Genomic DNA, 16803 nt, shown 5'->3' on the forward strand with positions numbered 1-16803 from the left:
TAACTTTATTAATCGACCTGCAAAGGTTTCATAAGATGATGTTTGGTAGCTTGATCAGAATCAACCTTCTGGAAAACCAGAAGGTTGATAGCGGAAGATTAATAACCCAGTTGTTTTGCTGATAAACCTAAAAACTCAAAAGGCTCACTCTCTACATACTCATTGGTCGCATCGCCAGAAAAAATATGACTCTGCTCAGCACCGAGGGTCAGTTTTTTCACCTTGCCCGTTTCAGCAGAGAAATCAATCTTCTTAAGGTTAGTCCAAAAGATATTTGGGGTTAGAGCGGATTCGAAGAAATAGAGTTGACGTTTATGATCAACTAGAGTCCGCCAGCGAGTCGAGGAAATTTCAGGTGAGTTTTCTGTGGTTAATCCATAAGGAACAGACACATTACGAATAACGCCGAACACACTGGCAACAGCTTTATTTGGTGTTGTCTGTTGTGGGATAGCATTAATATAAAATTGTGCACGTGCAAACCGATCCGCTGAGCGGTTTGTGCCAGGCAACATAACCGTACCACCTATTCCTTGCCAATATTCTTGCATAGCTAATTGCTTTTCATAAATAGGTGAATTTGTCATGACTTGATATTGGCGACTGTGGTGAATAACTTGCTTACCATTAATGTATTCAACAATCGCACTATCACCACTCGCATCTGACAATGATAAATGCAAAGTGGCTAAACGGTCTTGCCCGGGTACGTTATCGGTCATAACCAATAACGGTGTTTTCTCTAATGCTTCTACCGCTTCAGCCACCGTCGCAAAGTTATCAAGCATATATTGGGCCCATAATGAGATAGAGAGCGCTGGCTGCTTATCATTCGCTGGTGGGTATTGTGATTCTGCAAGCCATAATAAATTAGCCACTAAACCTTTTTCATTCACCCCATCGGTCGTTGAAATATCATAGCCTGATGCAATCACACTACCGTATTTTGACGTCCATTTTAGGGAGTTAGGCCCAGCGATACCCTCTCTCTTCATTCCTCGCGGAAATATCCATAAATTAGTCCCAATATCATATTTCCAGTCCATCGTCCTCGCGGTCATGGTTTGCTGATCTTCACCTAAATACACGACGCGCGTACATGCTTGAGTGACAACTGAGGGAACATAAACTGCGGCCGCGGTGAGTAGTGCAACCATGCTTTTCTTAACAAACGACATCTGACCTCCTAGAAACAAAGAGTTACCGCCAATAGACTTTACACATCGTCAAACAGTGATGGACTGAATAAATAAAATGTATCAACTTGGCTCAATTAACATGTTCATATTCATCATAAAATTGAAAATATAATTTGATGATAAAAGTATAGAAGAATTATGAGCTATGCGCAGGACGAATCAACCTTTTGAAACATTCAATAACAATTAAAGGCTATTTAGCTTCAAAAAATACATTCATTAATGTGAGGATATATTCGACTTTGTCTATTAAACCGTCATATTTGGCAGGGAAATAACATGATGAAGCAATATCCCATCATTTTAAGATGGGATATTGCGTCACTGATTATTGATTCGTGCCAGCGAATAGAGAGCGTAAAAAGGCCGCTTTTTTCTGGCTATCTGGCATCGCCAAAATGTGATCGTAAAAACTCATTGTAATACGGCAAGTGACCGCCGGTTGCTGCTTAGCTTTTTCTAAATCCCCTAGTAATGAGGTTTTCTTACCATATTTTGCAGTTAATTTAGCCTGAATATTCGTCAGAATTGTGTTTTTTTCTTCATTCGACAATGTCGGCTGTTTAACGCCAGCTTCACTGGAAATCAGTAATTCATTGGTTGCCTCTAATTGTTTAAGGAGGACCGAATGACTTTTTTGTGGTGGCATAATCGCCGCTGAATCACGCAAATATGGGAACAGTGAATAGAAACAGGTTTTTCCTGACGGGTCTGCTTCCAACAGCACATTTAAATAATCGTTCACTTTGCTGGTAAAATTAATGATGGATTCATCCGAAGCATAAGGGATACGTTCAGTCACGAGCTTCATGACACTACCCACTATCTGATCAAACATATGTCGGCTCAGTAGTTCATTAGAAGGATCGTAATCACGAACAATATTTTCTATGGCTTGATAAACATCAGGATTGATTTTTTTTATCGTTTTAATAACCGGCATATCTTTTTCGATATCAGATAATGCCTCTATCTGAGCAACGCTTAATGGTGCCTCTAAAGAGCTTGATTGAACTTCAGCCTCTGCTTGTGTTGATAATGTATTGTTATCTTTGCCCAACCAATAAAAACCGAGTGCAAACGCGATAAAAATAACAACAACAATTAGTGCTGTTTTACGTGAATTATTTGTCTCCAAGAGCCTATACCTTTATAACAATGCCTGACTAATAAATCGCCTCAACTGACTTATCCTAAATAAGCACTTACGATCAAGCCATTTGATTTTTAATGTATTCTACCCTGTTACAAAGTCATTAAGCTATAGGAAAAAGGGAAATTAAAAATCCAAATATATTGCCCCCAATGCGCGGGTCGCATTGAGGGCATTTTAGGCTAAAGAATCATTACTTCTCTTGCACGCCTTCAACTGAAATTAACAACTCAACTTCTTGAGATTTAGGACCTAAGTCTGATTTGATGTTAAAATCTTTCAGTTTAATATTCCCTTGTGCTTCAAAACCAGCACGGTATCCCCCCCAAGGGTCTTTACCTTCACCCATCAATTTAGCATCTAAAGTGATAGGTTTAGTGACACCATTGAGTGTGAAATCACCTGTAATTTTGTAATTTTCACCCTCTTTTTTCACGTCAGTAGAGACAAATTTCGCTTCTGGGTACTTCGCCGCATTCAAGAAGTCGCCACTACGTAGGTGCTTATCACGTTCAGCATGGTTAGTATCGATGCTACCCGTTTTAATTGTCACCTCGACTTTGTCTTTTGCAGGATCTTTTGCATCGTAGGTAAAGCTACCATCAAAGTCTTTAAAGCTGCCATAAACCCAGCTATAACCCAAATGTTGGATACGGAATTCGATAAATGCGTGTTGACCTTGCTTATCAAATTTATAGGTTTCAGCTAATGCAGAACCTGCTGTTAAAAATAATGCTCCAGTTGCCAGACCAAGAACCGTTTTCTTAAACATATCTTTCTCCACGTTTATTTATCGGGATTAAAACCCAACATTCTTTTTAAAGTAATATCACCATCAAAGAAGTGATGTTTAAATGCTGCAAAGGCATGTAAAAGTGATAGCAAAACAACTGCCCAAGCAAGATAAAGATGAATATCCCCTGCTGTATCTGCTTGTGTTGCTGCACCAGTAAATAAAGCGGGTACTTCAAACCAACCAAAAACACTAATGGGTTGGCCATCAGCAGTTGAGATTAAATAACCACTGATCAAAATACTAAATAAAATCACATAAATTAATATTTGTGCGATCGCTGAACTTATTTTGGTTAAACGACTATAACTCTCAAGCGGTTTAGGTGACGGAGAAATAAACCGCCAAATCACACGAAATGCCATAACAATAAATAATAAAATACCTATACTTTTATGAATTTCGGGTGCTTGATGATACCAGCTATCATAGTAACCAAGGGTCACCATCCATAAACCCAGTGCGAACATTCCATATACAACAATCGCAACTAACCAATGTATGAGCAGTGATATATGCCCATAACGAGTGGCACTATTTTTCCATTGCATGATAAATAGCCTTATAAATTAAAAGGTAATCATTTGTTTTAATAACCTGCCGTAATCATAAGGGGATTTTTAAATTATTCCTATCCCTAACTTAAACAAATATTTTGTTGAACATATTCAAATACTATCAACATTATCGTTTTTTCAATAAATTTCAATTTGTCTAGTGCCAATCATTTAATGTAAATAAAATTATCTTCAGTTTATGTAAATAAAAGAAACCATTTATTTTTATTACTCTTATTGCAACTATAATTTTCGTTATAACTTATATAAAAAAAATATAACCTAATTTTGTATTCTGTCTAATAAATCGTTGTCATTGTCCATAAAACACTTAAATTAAATGGGCTTGTTAGCCACTATCTTCCCTCTCATTATTCTACCGATATAGGGTGGTCATACTATGTACAAACTTTGGATTGCTAATAAAAATTACTCTTCGTGGTCACTACGCCCTTGGGTTTTGCTCAAAACGCTCGGTATCCCTTTCGATGAAAACCTCTGTTATTTTGAAACTGGTAGAGGGAAAAGTAGCCACGATAAGTTTAAAAATTTCTCGCCCACTGGTCTTGTTCCTTGCTTAGTCGATGGGAAGCAAACGATCTGGGATTCGCTGGCGATTTGTGAGTATCTCTATGAAGCGTTCCCTCAAGTATGGCCTGCTGATAAACAAGCACGTGCATGGGCTCGCTGCGCTAGTGCAGAAATGCACTCTGGATTCACGGCGCTTCGCCAAACATGTCCGATGAATCTGACTCACCAAGCTCCATTAGAAAAACTTTCTCGAGAATTACAAGCCGACCTTAATCGGCTTCAACAGTTATGGCAAGAAGGCTTTACGACCTTTGGTGGACCATGGCTAGCAGGGAATCAATTTACGGCGGTGGATGCTTTTTACGCCCCTGTCGCCTTTAGGATCCGTAGTTATCAACTGCCTATGAGTAATGCCGCTCAACAATGGGTTGACCGCATGCTAGCGTTACCGGCAATGCAGGAATGGTATCGAGCAGGGCTTGAAGAGCCAAGCGTTGAACATATCTAATACGATTGGGCTGTTTGCAGCCCAACTTAACCGATTGTTTATAAAAAAATCATCTGTACGAGCATCAAAACTAATTTTTGTTCAATATGGCTAAATCGCCCGCAAATATCGGTTGTAACACCATCAATTACAGGTTTTCATCCCATGGATCTGCTGTCATGACATCGCCATTCGGCGTATGAAGCGTGACTTTTTCGTTTTTAAACCATTCTGCCAAAGAGAAACCACCTTTTGGTGTCTCAACATGTATATCAATGCGGCATAAAGGCGTATTCGCTTTAATGGCAAACTCCGCAAAGTCTTCTTTTTTATGGCGTGTAGGGCAACGGATCAAAACATCCAAATCACAATCTGCGAGCATACTTTGAATATCGGTCACTAATGTATAGGCACAGCTCCCTGTCACCGCCCATTTCCATGGCCAATTATGCTGTGAAAGTAATAATAATACTTGTACTGGCGGTAATGCGATAAACATAGAGCGCTGTAATTCTCGTGAGTTAGAAACGAGAGACTCTACATTCATAATATGAGTAATTGCTGACTTATCTATTTGAGTAATAACACGCTGTCCCGGTTTGATCCCTCGAATACCCACTGAAAGTTTATTTTCATCCGTTGCTTCTCGGCGCACGACCAATGGCAATTGCTTATTCCATTGAGAAATAACCCATTCCGGCAGTGATTCCACGGGTAAATCATCAAGGCTGCTGATCCAGACAAAATCATGGGGATTCACTTGCATTACAGATTCCTTATTTTAATTCTAATGACATGCTCTTAGATTATTATGCAATTTTTAGATGGCAAAAAATACCGTTAGATGGAATTTGGCATTTTGTGTCTATTTTCATTCTAATTGATTGAGTACAGACCTTTGGCTGATATTTATGATAATATAAATTTACTTTAATAAATAATAACTTACACCGCAATTTGTGAGCATCTTTTTATGAGGAAAATACCAGCGATTAATGACGGTCTTATGTTTAGTGGCTGTATGCTATTAAGTGCAGCAGTTGCTTTCGCCATTATGGATGTACAAGCTTCTATGTGGGCCGCTTTCTCAACACTATATGCCTTTAACCTTTTTAACGCTGCTAAAGAGTATAAAAACTATTTCTATACGGCTTTTTGGTTAGCCATGATCATGCTCGCCATTTTTATTGGGGATACCTTACGGTTAGGCACCAGCTTTTATGTTTACCTAGCTATTTTCTCTTTTATTTATTATCAACTCTATGGAACCGATCCCGTTATGGATTTGACGATGAAATTTATGATTATCATGTCAACCATTGGAACGGTTCTACCGGATATATCAAAGAGCCTTGCACTGGGTTTTTTAATTGGGAGCAGCGTCACCCTAATGACCTGTTACCTGCTAAGTAAGAAGATGCATCGCCATATTATCCTTACTGGTAGCCTCGTCGAACAAAATTTATTTACGCTACGCAAATACATTATTCCTCGGTCGATGACTTATGCTATTGGTTTATCACTTTCGTTAGCGATCCCTCGGATGTTGGAGCTCGGCCATTTTTATTGGACGCTACTGACATTTGTGTTTGTTCTACATCCAAAATCACAAAGTATTATTCATATAACGCTACAACGTGTTGCGGGTAGTTTGCTCTCGGTTATTTTACTTTATTTTTTATTCAATACCCCTTTGATGCCTTATATTGGTCTTACCGCTATTGTGGTTTTTGCCTTTTTAATGCCGATGAGTTTCCATCATGGTTATACTTTTATGACCTTTATCGTGACAAGTTTGATCCTTTCCGTGCTTGAACAGGTCATCTATTGGCGACACCCTGCCTATGTACTGCTATTTGATAGGGTATTGGAAACGGCATTAGGTGGCGTTATTGCCATTATCACAAGTATCATCTTAAAACTGTTTAGGGATGCCAAATAACAACCTGTCTAGCTAAGATGCCCTGAGTGTTCAGGGCGTTTCCATTATTTCCCCCGAAAACTGCGCGTAATGTTCAGTAAATGGTTAAGGGAATACCACTATACTTCTCCACATTGAGATATACTCAAATAGAGCGATGTAGGAAATCTGATCCAATTGCAGCTATAAAACTTCACTATAGCTTAATGTTATTAATAACTTGCGGGGAAAATGATGAAAATATCGATTATTGGAGCGACGGGTTTCGTCGGCAAGGTTCTCGTGAATGAAGCCTTATTTCGCCAACATCAAGTGACAGCCATTTCTCGCCATAGTAACCAACTACAGCAACATGCTCATTTAGTCACCGCTTCAGGGGATGTTACTGATATTGCTTGGCTAACAGCACGCCTTAAAGGGCAGGATATTGTAATCAGTGCTTTTAATGGCGGCTGGCAAAACCCAAACCTATATCAAGATACAGTGACAGGCAATCAGGCTATTTTACAGGCCGTCAAACAGTCTGGCGTTAAACGCTTTATTGTCGTAGGGGGTGCTGGGAGTCTTGAAATCGCTCCTGGAGTAGAATTAATCGATTCCCCTGACTTCCCTGCTGAAATCAAACCGGGAGCGCAAGCGGTCAGAGAGTTCAAACAACAACTGCAAAACACCCCCGAGCTAGATTGGACATTTGTCTCTCCTGCCGCGGTGTTAGAATCAGGTGAGCGCACACAAACATTTCGGCTTGCAGGCAACCAATTATTGATGAACGGTAACGTTCCTGCCAAAATTTCAGTTGAAGATCTTGCGGTTGCCATTCTTGATGAAGCAGAAAAGCCGCAATTTATTCGCAAACAATTTACAGCTGCTTATTAAAAAGCAGGGTTTGCTCCTGACTCACATCACGAGGAGCAAACCTAAACTTATTTGGTTATAAGCCAAATTTCTTTTTCAGCTTATCCAGTAACTGTTGCTGAAAATGTTCAAACTCCGCTCTTGGTTGCTGTAACCTAATAAAATCCAATAAGGGGTCAGCCACTTCGGTACGTACACCGCTCATCTCTTCTATAACAGCAAGTCCACAGAAAGGCACATACGCCTCTGAATATCCACCTTCATGAACGATAACTAACTTACCGTCACACAAGCTATCCGCGGCATTCATCACAAGACGAGTCATGTCACGAAAACTCTCACTATGCAGTTGCATTCTGGCTAATGGATCCATGGCATTCGCATCATAACCACTCGCCACAATAATCAATTCAGGCTTAAAACGTGCCAATGCAGGGATCACTATCTGCTCCATCGCATAGATGTAACTGTTGTGCCCTGCTCCCGCGAGTAGCGGAATATTTATGTTATACCCTGTACCATCTCCACCACCAATATCATCTTCCCCACTGTACCCAGGAGGAAAACAACCATCTTGGTGTATTGAAATGGTTAAAACATCTGAGCGATCCCAAAAAATATGTTGAGTTCCATTGCCATGGTGAACATCCCAATCAATGACAGCGATACGCTCAATATTAAATAGTGTCTTAGCACGTTCGATCGCTAATGGGATATTCGCAAGGAAACAAAATCCCATCGATTCATCCGGTAAACAGTGGTGACCCGGTGGACGTGAAAGACTATAAGCATTGTCCAGTTCGCCTTTAAGTACTGCCTCTACAGCAGCACAAGCCAATCCTACAGATAATTTAGCAATCTCATAGCTTCCAGGGCCTAATGGTGCTTCTTTTCCCAACAGCCCTCCCCCATTATCACTCACTTGTTTAAAACGGGTTAAATATTCTTGAGGATGTATTTTAAGTAATGTCTCTTCAGTTGCAGGCTCAGCGGAAGATAAAATCAGAGAGCGGCTTAAACCAGAAACATCCATTAGGCTTTTCAGCCGCCTTTTCGTTTCCGGTGATTCCGCATGTGAAGCTCCAGCGGGAGGCTGTACCCAGCCGCCAACGGGTAACGTTGTGGCATGTAAGCCAGTACTATGCCAAAAACAATGTTCATCGAAGAAAAAACCTGTTTTACGCTTCATTGACACCTCACTCATTATGTTTTTTGTTTACACAAAATTAACACAATGGAAACACACAAACAGGTTAATATATTAATAATGTGACTGATATTACAATTCAATTTTTCACATTTATACTGTTTATTACTGGCAATAATGGCATCGTAAACTTATTAATATCGTAATAAACAAAAAAGCCGGTAATAAATTACCGGCAAACAATAGATAACAGATTTTGGTTTGGTTTTGGTACGTACTCTACAACCTCGGCTGTTTCTCACTAATTCAAGAAACAACCGTCTGTGAGTATTAATAACTACTCTTCATCACGATGTTTAGCGGCATACGTTTCACTATTGATCCAACTATGGTCTTTTTCCCACGTAAAGAGCCACTTACGTGTCGGGCCAGCCATTACATTTAAGTAATAGTTATCGTAACCCGCCATTGTTGCCATTGGATGGTAGCCTTTAGGCACCATGACGACGTCCTTATTATATACCGCCATGCACTCGTCTAATTCACGGTCATCCGTGTAAACACGCTGCATACAAAAACCCTGAGATGGATTCAGACGGTGGTAATAGGTTTCTTCCAAATAAGTTTCTGCGGGTTCATTATCGGTATCATGCTTGTGACTTGGGTAAGAGCTTGTGCACCCTTCATCAGTAAAGACTTCAACCACCAGTAAGCTATCTGCTGATTTATTATCAGGTAGAATGTTATGAACATAACGCTTGTTATTACCATGGCCACGCTGCTCAGCATCAATGTCTTCTGGCCCTATCAAGCGTGTCGGATACGTGCCTTTACCTTTTGCTTGGCATACTGCTAGCTCTAGCGCCGTTTCTGCTTTCACCTCAACCGCTTCTTGTGCTGTCACATAAACTGCATACGGCTTTTTGCGCTCAAAAGGATCCATACGGTCGCCGATATTTTCGAATGTTTGCCCCGGCGTTTTCACCGTTGCTTTACCTGCAACCAACACTAGACAAACTTCATTCTCAGATGCCGGCAAGGAAATAGATTCACCTTGTTTGAGTTCATACACATCAAAGTGCACATATCCCCAGTTGGCGATTTCAGGCGTAATATGCTGAGTACGCTTATGCGCATCTGGAGAATGATACTTTGATAATAATTTAGACATATCGCTTACCTCGGCCTCTAAAAAATACTTTAAGCTGTGGAAGCTCAGTTACCCGAATCATCGATATCACTCGACTCATCGGGCTAACTTCACTCTTCAATTATTAGCAACTCAAATAATTGAGATTTGCTATCCATGGTCATTTAGATAAGACCTGCATCTTTCGCGAATTTATGCAGATTCTTATAGCCCATTGTCGCATAAGTCAGCGGATGAGCGATGGCAGGATCTTGCTCCGCTTCAACCACTAACCAGCCATTTTCATACTGGCTATTTTTCAATACTTTAAATACCGCTGGATAATCAACACAACCATCACCAGGAACCGTAAAGACACCCGCTAAAACAGCATTTAAGAAGCTAGTTTTACGGTTTTTCACGTCTTTTAGCACATCAGGGCGAATATCTTTACAGTGAACGTGGTTGATGCGTTTAGCCCAACGTTTCGCAACCTCGACAGGATCTGCTCCGGCAAACGTTAAGTGGCCTGTATCAAGCAGTAAACCAACTTCATCACCGGTGTGTTTCATCAGGTTATCAACATCTTCCGCTGATTCGATCACGGTTCCCATATGATGGTGATACGCGATTTGTACGCCTTGAGATAAGGTATATTTAGCGAATTCGGTTAATTTTTTACCGTATTCTTCCCATTTATCCGCAGGGAACAAAGGACGCATATGGACAGGTTTGTCTTGGTCGCCATGAATACAGTGAGTGACTTCCGCGAACACCATCACTTTTGCGCCCAAATCGCGTAATAACGCTAAGTGGCCTTGCACTGCTTCAATTTCTTCTTCTACGCTGCGAGTCAGTAGTTCGCCTGAATACCAACCTGAAACTAATTTAAGATCATGCTTTTCTAAAATTGGCCCTAAAATTTCGGCTTTACGTGGAAATTTATTGCCTAATTCAAAACCGGCAAACCCCGCCTGACGACCTTCAGTTAAACATGTTTCTAAAGGCGTTTCTGCGCCCAATGTTGGTAAATCATCATTGGTCCATGTCAAAGGGTTAATTCCGAGTTGGATTGCCATGATGAAGCTCCTGTGTATAGGTAAGAGTAAAATTATTTACGCTGACGCCATAAGGCGATCAGGTTGTGATAATTAGATTTAATGGTCTGCACTAACGCGTCATCATCCAGTTCACCTTTCATCCATGCGAGAGAAGGTTTACCAAATAAGGTGCGACCTACTGCAAACCCTTTTACAATCGATTTCCCAGCAGCAGCATTGAAACCCGCTTCTAGCTCTGATTGTGGCGCATCAAGACCCAGTAACACGACACCACGGCAGTAAGGGTCTCGCTCTTGGATCAATCTATCCACTTCATCCCAATTCTCGGCTTTCAATGGCGGCAGTTTCCACCAATCTGGCTTGATACCAAGGTTATAGAAGCGTTTGATGGCTCTGAGGTATAGTTCGTCATTACGTTCCATATCAGCCGGTAGAATAACTTCAAGCAGTAGTTCATGGCCGGATTGGCAACAAGCGCTATAGACCTCTTGTACCGTTTTTTCCTGCTCAAGGCGTAGTGGATGGTTATCTTCTGGGTGGAAGAAAACTAAGCACTTCACAATATGCTCTTTTGGCCAACTGACTAGCTGTGAGCCAATATTACCGTGCTCTAAACACAGCGGTCTTGAAGCCGGTAGTTCAATTGGACGCCCAATCCACCAACCACGTCCCGTCACATCATTTAGCACGTCTTGACCAAATGTACTGTCACACAGTAGCCCCGCTTTACCTTGTAAGTTTGCTTCCTCCGCGACTTCACGGCTGGCACGGAAAATCAATTTTTTCAGATAAGGAATACATGAAACATCAGCTCCCGCCGCGCGAGCCATATCAACGAACTGAATTCGATGATCAAAAGCCATGACACACAGCTCTTCCCACTGTGTTGCACGAGTCGTAACACGATGTAAGTGATTTAACATCGGATCTAAGTCAGGGCGCGGTACAACCGCCGCACGCTCAAGATAGTTATCTAACTCAAGCTGACTTGGCATCGCCGGTGCACAGCCATGACGAGAAACCACCAGCGCGCCACACGCATTGGCATAAGTACAGGCTTTTTCCCAACCTTCTCCATTGAGATAACCGCGAAGTAAGCCCGACATAAAGGCGTCACCTGCTCCCAATACATTCAGGACTTCAACCCGTACCCCTTTGACAGTAATACCTTCATCCAAGGTGTCTGGGATTGCATCAGTAAATACTGAGCATCCAAGTGCACCTCGTTTACACACCAGTTCAGCGCCGGTCAATTGACGAATATTTTTTAGTGCTTGAATGGTGTCGGTAGAGCCACCTGCAATATGGAACTCTTCTTCTGTTCCGACAATCAGATCAAATAACGATAAAACCTCTTGCAGCTGTTCTGTCACTTTGTCCGATTCAATAAAGCGGGTTTCACCATCCCCTAATGAAGTGAGTCCCCAAAGTACTGGACGGTAATCGATATCAATCGCCGTTTTCACCCCGTTGCGTTTCGCGTATTCTAGGGCTTTTAACACTGCTGCTCGGGTTTTAGGGTGTGATAAATGGGTGCCTGTAATCGCCAGACAACGTGCCGATGCAATGTACTCTTCACTAAAGTCATCTGGCGTGATAGCCATATCTGCACAGTTTTCACGGTAGAAGATCAGAGGGAAAGTATCTTCATCTTTGATCCCCAAGATCACTAACCCAGTTAATCGCTCTTTATCCGTAATTAGATGGCTAGTATCACAACCTACCCGCTGTAATTCTTCACGGATAAAACGTCCCATGTGCTCATCACCAACACGCGCCAACATTGATGACTTCAAGCCTTGTATTGCTGTTCCGTACGCAACGTTCCCTGAAGATCCTCCGAGATACTTAGCAAAGCTACTCATATCTTCTAAGCGTGCACCTATCTGCTGTCCGTAAAGGTCAACGGCGATACGGCCCATGCAGATAACATCTAACTTCTTCTGCTTATCCATTAATTACCCCTTGAACAGAATTAATTGATTTCAGTGACTTTAACCCAACGCTGTTCTTCATAAGAACGTGCGATAGCATCGAGAATACGCGACACTTTCCAGCCCTCTTCAAAATCAGGCCACATATTTTCACCGGTCGCGACACCATCAATTAAATCGCGGACTTCAACTGTTTTTTGGTCATTAAACCCAATACCATGCCCTGCGCCATTACAGAAAGGTGCATAGTCAGGATGCTCTGGACCAACTAAAATTGTTTTAAAACCTTGGCGATTGGAAGGCTCATCATGGCGGTATAGTTTTAGCTCAGCCATTCTCTCTTGGGTGAAGGATAAAGTCCCTTTAGTACCCGTAACCACATAGGTTAACCCCATTTTACGCCCTGCCGCGATCCGTGAAGTTTCGATAACGCCCATCGCTCCACTCGCAAAACGAACCATGGCATGGGCCTGATCTTCGTTTTCCACATCGACCATCACTGACGAGCCGGCCTTTTCTGGACGCTGCTTAATGACAATTTCCATATCACCGCATACCGTTTCAATATCACCGACTAAGAATTGCGCCATGTTGACAATATGGGCTGACAAATCACCTAGAGCACCTAAACCGGCTTTTTCTTTAAAGCAGTGCCAATGGATTGGTGCATTAGGATCTGCCATATAATCTTCATTATGAGTGCCGTAGAAATGAATAACTTCTCCAATCTCACCATTAGCGATGATCTCTTTTGCCAATTGTGCCGTTGGGTTTTTCATGTAATTAAAACCCACTAAGGTTTTCACACCAGCTTTCTCAGCGGCAGCCACCATCTCTTTCGCATCGTCAGAGTTGAGGGCTAATGGTTTTTCGCAATAAACATGTTTGCCATGCTTAATTGCTTCCATCGCCATCTCTTTGTGCAAAAAGTTTGGTGAACAAATATCGACCACATCAATGTTTGGGTCCGCAACTAATTTTCGCCAATCATCCGTTGAGCGATTAAAGCCCAACTCTTTAGCACGTGCTTCGGCTAATTCAGGCGTGACTTCCGCGATCATTTCGCGAACCAATTTACCTTTTAATGGGAAAACAGTCGGCGCTTGCGCATAAGCTATTGCGTGAGCACGACCAATATAGCCAGTACCAATCAGACCAATGCGGATTTCTTTCATTCTGTATTCTCCCTTCGTGCAACTCATCATGTGTAGCGCAAGCTAGCCCGATGTCTGTGCCTGATGTTTTTATTTGATACTGACTTTATACGGAATATTTATTTCATTTTCAACAAAACGAGAAATATTAATTTCATTATGTGATCTAGCCTTAATTTTTTGTGTAATTAGTTAATATATAAAGAAATAAAAATAATATTCTTTATATCTGATCTCACGAATGAAATAAAAAAGGGTTAAAAATGAAATGAAAATTTCAAAAAATCATTATAAATATTATTGTGAGCGCTTATAGAGCTGTTTAATAACAGGATGTTGGGAAGGGTAAATCACTTTAGATTGCGCTAAAAAGAGTTCTGCTGTAGCAATAGCATCAGAGAGCGCATTGTGGGCATCATAATCGGGTAGCTGATAACGGCTTCTTAAGGCTGACAGACTAAAGTCATTACGATTAATATTCTTATGGCTTAGTAACGTTTTTTCAATGTTAAGCGTATCAAACCAGAGCAAAGGGAGTTCTTTGATATTCAATGCCTTAGAAAGAAAAGCATGTTCTATCGCACTACCGTGCGCCAAAATACACTTACCTTTTGCTTCATGTAAAAATGATGCAATGGCGTGAGGCAACGATACCCCATCGCTGAGCTGTTCCGGCGTAATGTGGTTAATCACCGCCGTTTCTGCTTTCACCGGTTCGTTATCATTCACATAATAGTGTTGGGCGCTTTTGAGTAGGATTTTGCTATCTGCAATGGTCACCATCCCAATACTTAAAATTCTATCTTTTTCAGGATCTAACCCTGTAGTTTCTAAATCAATCGACAGAATTTGTTGGGTTTTTAATAAACTATCCTCGCTCGGTATCGGTGATTGTAAGGCTGCCTGCAATAGCTTCGGTAGTTGGGGTGAACGCAATAATTTCGCACGGCGACGTGCTAAACGCGCCAATGGCTGGTGGTAACACAGCATTGAACCTATCATTTCATCACACCTTTAGCATGATAACGTTGTTCCGCCGCTTCTTGCGTGCGAGCTATAATACGAAACGCATCTTTCAAATGATTTCGTTCAAATTGCGTGAGCCGCTGAGGCACAATTAAATTCGATAACGCATCTCCGGCTAACAATGCCCTGCGCTGGCAGCCAAATCGCACCTGATTAATAAACAAATAAGCTTCTGTTAACTCTTGGCAAGACGCTGCACTGATAATGCCTGAATCACGTGCCACTTCAAACCGAGTCAAGGTTGATGGCGTAAAAATACCAGCTTCTAATGCGTAAACTCGTGCAAGCTCCACTAATAAATTAACGGCTTGCTTTTTAATATTAAAGACACTGTGGTTTTCGCCATTTTTAACCAACACAAACTGCCTAAACATACCTAAAGGTGGATTTATGCGCGTTGAATTAGCGACCAACATTGAAAGTAACCGCTTACTTCCTTTTAAATGTGATTCTGCTGAACGCACCAATGAGTTAAACAGCACTTGGCTACCATAAAGAAACCGAATATCTAAAAAAACTGAAATGTTTAATAAGGCCAGTTGCTCAGGCTCTTTGAGCCACTGTTGATAATAGGTCTGCCACTGTGTTAACGGCTTACACCACTTGGGATTGGTCGCCATAATATGCCCAGGACAGAGAGAATAGCCGCACTCGTCTAAACCATAGCAGACATACTCTGCCAGTTGCCTAAACCAGCCCTCCTCCTCCTTAGTCACTTCACGCGCTAAAATGATCCCATTGTCTTGGTCTGAAAGATAATGCATCTCTTGTCGTGCCTGTGAACCTGCGGCAAACCAGCAATAGTCACAGGGAGGCTCTCCTAGCTCTCGTTCCGCCAGCCTTAACAATTGCTTATTAAATGCATCAGCAATTAATGTCATCATTAATTGAATAGTGTGTGATTGAACACCGGATTCAATCAAAGACTCAAACACAGCTTGCCTTTGTATCCCAAGCATTTTTAATTCAGCAAGGCTCTCTTGGCGATAAATGCGGCTAATCAAATACACCGCTTGCATGCTGTTTTTCTGCACTAAGCTCGTTGCAGTTAAAACACCAGTGATACGGTGGTTTATCATCACTGGTAAGCTACGAATGTTATGCTGCATCATCAATTCAATGGCATTAATGATAGGAGCATTGGCTGCAATGGTGATTGGGTTTTCAGTCATCACTTTGCTGACGGGGGTTTTAATATCCAGCCCTAAAGCCACAACCCGCTTCGTCAGATCACGATCGGTAATGATCCCGAGTAATGTCTCCCCATCCATGACTAATGCCGATGAACGGTGCTTTCTCACCATCTCTTGAGCTGCATCTTGAACACTTGTGCCGGGTGTAATCACGACGATATTGCCATTTTCAATGGAGGAGACTGGATTTAAGTACAACAGGCTATCTTCTGTGAGGTTATCGATTTTGGGCCGTGATGCTAATCGCTGCCCTTCCTCACAAGCAAAATGATGGCGAACCGCTTGGTTTTGTTCCATCGCTAACAACAACGAGTCGCGAGGGATGCAATAAAGCAATGTGTTTTCTATAGCGATCACTTGGTATTCACCGGGGGATTCTGGGGTTTTGTTTAACACACTGAACCCAAAAACATCCCCAGACCCCAGCCTTGCTCTTAAGGAGCCATCCTCATAACGTTGTTCCACCGCTCCCGTTCTTACCAGATATAAACCTTGACCAGCAATTTGGTGCGGCTTCAACACATCCCGTTGAGTCAAATAGCTAATTTCAACGCTATTTACTAATTGGTCTATCTGCATATCATCTAAGCGATCAAATGGGTCACGCTGTGAGATAAACTGCTTAACCATCGGGATAAGTGATGGCTCCATAATACGTCACTC

The 16803-nt window shown here is 41.7% G+C and carries 15 protein-coding genes; 3 read left to right on the top strand and 12 right to left on the bottom strand.

Annotated features, from left to right (window positions below; translation table 11 throughout):
• Positions 1 to 98: 98 nt before the first annotated feature.
• The 4 genes from PR709_RS03620 to PR709_RS03635 form a co-directional block, all read right to left on the bottom strand.
• On the bottom strand, positions 99 to 1178 hold the full coding sequence (locus PR709_RS03620; RefSeq protein WP_004922053.1) for a linear amide C-N hydrolase: 1080 nt from the start codon (positions 1176 to 1178) through the stop codon (positions 99 to 101).
• 349 nt (positions 1179 to 1527) lie between these two features.
• Positions 1528 to 2337 carry a hypothetical protein gene (locus PR709_RS03625; protein ID WP_004922055.1) on the bottom strand — a complete coding sequence of 270 codons (810 nt, stop codon included), beginning with the start codon at positions 2335 to 2337 and terminating at the stop codon, positions 1528 to 1530.
• Between the two features lie 208 nt (positions 2338 to 2545).
• Positions 2546 to 3124, bottom strand: coding sequence for a YceI family protein (locus PR709_RS03630; RefSeq protein WP_014656434.1), 579 nt, complete (start codon positions 3122 to 3124; stop codon positions 2546 to 2548).
• A gap of 14 nt (positions 3125 to 3138) precedes the next feature.
• Positions 3139 to 3696: a cytochrome b gene (locus PR709_RS03635; protein ID WP_004922061.1), complete on the bottom strand. Its 558-nt coding sequence runs from the start codon at positions 3694 to 3696 to the stop codon at positions 3139 to 3141.
• Between the two features lie 406 nt (positions 3697 to 4102).
• On the opposite strand from PR709_RS03635, the gene PR709_RS03640 reads away from it, so the two are divergent.
• A complete protein-coding gene (locus tag PR709_RS03640; RefSeq protein WP_014656435.1) occupies positions 4103 to 4741 on the top strand; it encodes a glutathione S-transferase family protein in 639 nt (212 codons plus the stop codon).
• 127 nt (positions 4742 to 4868) lie between these two features.
• On the opposite strand, the gene PR709_RS03645 is transcribed toward PR709_RS03640, so the two are convergent.
• On the bottom strand, positions 4869 to 5486 hold the full coding sequence (locus PR709_RS03645) for a malonate decarboxylase holo-ACP synthase (RefSeq protein ID WP_004922067.1): 618 nt from the start codon (positions 5484 to 5486) through the stop codon (positions 4869 to 4871).
• A gap of 207 nt (positions 5487 to 5693) precedes the next feature.
• Between PR709_RS03645 and PR709_RS03650 the strand changes: the two genes are divergently transcribed.
• Positions 5694 to 6662, top strand: coding sequence for an FUSC family protein (locus tag PR709_RS03650; protein WP_004922072.1), 969 nt, complete (start codon positions 5694 to 5696; stop codon positions 6660 to 6662).
• Positions 6663 to 6875: 213 nt separating this feature from the next.
• On the top strand, positions 6876 to 7517 hold the full coding sequence (locus tag PR709_RS03655) for an NAD(P)-dependent oxidoreductase (RefSeq protein ID WP_014656436.1): 642 nt from the start codon (positions 6876 to 6878) through the stop codon (positions 7515 to 7517).
• A gap of 55 nt (positions 7518 to 7572) precedes the next feature.
• On the opposite strand, the gene PR709_RS03660 is transcribed toward PR709_RS03655, so the two are convergent.
• The 7 genes from PR709_RS03660 to PR709_RS03690 all read right to left on the bottom strand — a co-directional run bounded on the left by PR709_RS03660 (position 7573) and on the right by PR709_RS03690 (position 16791).
• Positions 7573 to 8685 (bottom strand): class II histone deacetylase, encoded by a 1113-nt coding sequence (locus PR709_RS03660; RefSeq protein ID WP_014656437.1) that lies wholly within the window; start codon positions 8683 to 8685, stop codon positions 7573 to 7575.
• A 295-nt stretch (positions 8686 to 8980) separates the two neighbouring features.
• A complete protein-coding gene (gene iolB / locus PR709_RS03665) occupies positions 8981 to 9814 on the bottom strand; it encodes a 5-deoxy-glucuronate isomerase (protein ID WP_272570724.1) in 834 nt (277 codons plus the stop codon).
• Positions 9815 to 9957: 143 nt separating this feature from the next.
• The gene (iolE, locus tag PR709_RS03670) at positions 9958 to 10851 is read right to left on the bottom strand and encodes a myo-inosose-2 dehydratase (RefSeq protein ID WP_004922086.1); all 894 of its coding nucleotides are present in this window, start codon (positions 10849 to 10851) and stop codon (positions 9958 to 9960) included.
• Between the two features lie 32 nt (positions 10852 to 10883).
• Positions 10884 to 12788, bottom strand: a complete 1905-nt coding sequence (locus tag PR709_RS03675; RefSeq protein ID WP_004922090.1) for a bifunctional 5-dehydro-2-deoxygluconokinase/5-dehydro-2-deoxyphosphogluconate aldolase — start codon at positions 12786 to 12788, stop codon at positions 10884 to 10886.
• Positions 12789 to 12808: 20 nt separating this feature from the next.
• A complete protein-coding gene (locus tag PR709_RS03680; RefSeq protein ID WP_014656438.1) occupies positions 12809 to 13942 on the bottom strand; it encodes a Gfo/Idh/MocA family protein in 1134 nt (377 codons plus the stop codon).
• A gap of 276 nt (positions 13943 to 14218) precedes the next feature.
• Positions 14219 to 14923, bottom strand: coding sequence for a 3'-5' exonuclease (locus PR709_RS03685; protein ID WP_004922098.1), 705 nt, complete (start codon positions 14921 to 14923; stop codon positions 14219 to 14221).
• Positions 14920 to 16791: a DUF294 nucleotidyltransferase-like domain-containing protein gene (locus PR709_RS03690; RefSeq protein WP_272570726.1), complete on the bottom strand. Its 1872-nt coding sequence runs from the start codon at positions 16789 to 16791 to the stop codon at positions 14920 to 14922. Before PR709_RS03690 ends, PR709_RS03685 begins: the two co-directional genes overlap by 4 nt.
• Positions 16792 to 16803 lie beyond the last annotated feature (12 nt).

The organism is Providencia sp. PROV267 (assembly GCF_028477825.1).
GTDB classification, from domain to species: domain Bacteria; phylum Pseudomonadota; class Gammaproteobacteria; order Enterobacterales; family Enterobacteriaceae; genus Providencia; species Providencia stuartii.

Coding starts and splice junctions, on each gene's coding strand:
- PR709_RS03645 (WP_004922067.1), bottom strand. CDS start 5,486: ATGCAAGTGAATCCCCATGATTTTGTCTGGATCAGCAGCCTTGATGAT.
- PR709_RS03680 (WP_014656438.1), bottom strand. CDS start 13,942: ATGAAAGAAATCCGCATTGGTCTGATTGGTACTGGCTATATTGGTCGT.
- PR709_RS03685 (WP_004922098.1), bottom strand. CDS start 14,923: ATGATAGGTTCAATGCTGTGTTACCACCAGCCATTGGCGCGTTTAGCA.
- PR709_RS03635 (WP_004922061.1), bottom strand. CDS start 3,696: ATGCAATGGAAAAATAGTGCCACTCGTTATGGGCATATATCACTGCTC.
- iolB (WP_272570724.1), bottom strand. CDS start 9,814: ATGTCTAAATTATTATCAAAGTATCATTCTCCAGATGCGCATAAGCGT.
- PR709_RS03640 (WP_014656435.1), top strand. CDS start 4,103: ATGTACAAACTTTGGATTGCTAATAAAAATTACTCTTCGTGGTCACTA.
- PR709_RS03630 (WP_014656434.1), bottom strand. CDS start 3,124: ATGTTTAAGAAAACGGTTCTTGGTCTGGCAACTGGAGCATTATTTTTA.
- PR709_RS03650 (WP_004922072.1), top strand. CDS start 5,694: ATGAGGAAAATACCAGCGATTAATGACGGTCTTATGTTTAGTGGCTGT.
- PR709_RS03660 (WP_014656437.1), bottom strand. CDS start 8,685: ATGAAGCGTAAAACAGGTTTTTTCTTCGATGAACATTGTTTTTGGCAT.
- PR709_RS03620 (WP_004922053.1), bottom strand. CDS start 1,178: ATGTCGTTTGTTAAGAAAAGCATGGTTGCACTACTCACCGCGGCCGCA.
- PR709_RS03675 (WP_004922090.1), bottom strand. CDS start 12,788: ATGGATAAGCAGAAGAAGTTAGATGTTATCTGCATGGGCCGTATCGCC.
- PR709_RS03655 (WP_014656436.1), top strand. CDS start 6,876: ATGAAAATATCGATTATTGGAGCGACGGGTTTCGTCGGCAAGGTTCTC.
- PR709_RS03690 (WP_272570726.1), bottom strand. CDS start 16,791: ATGGAGCCATCACTTATCCCGATGGTTAAGCAGTTTATCTCACAGCGT.
- iolE (WP_004922086.1), bottom strand. CDS start 10,851: ATGGCAATCCAACTCGGAATTAACCCTTTGACATGGACCAATGATGAT.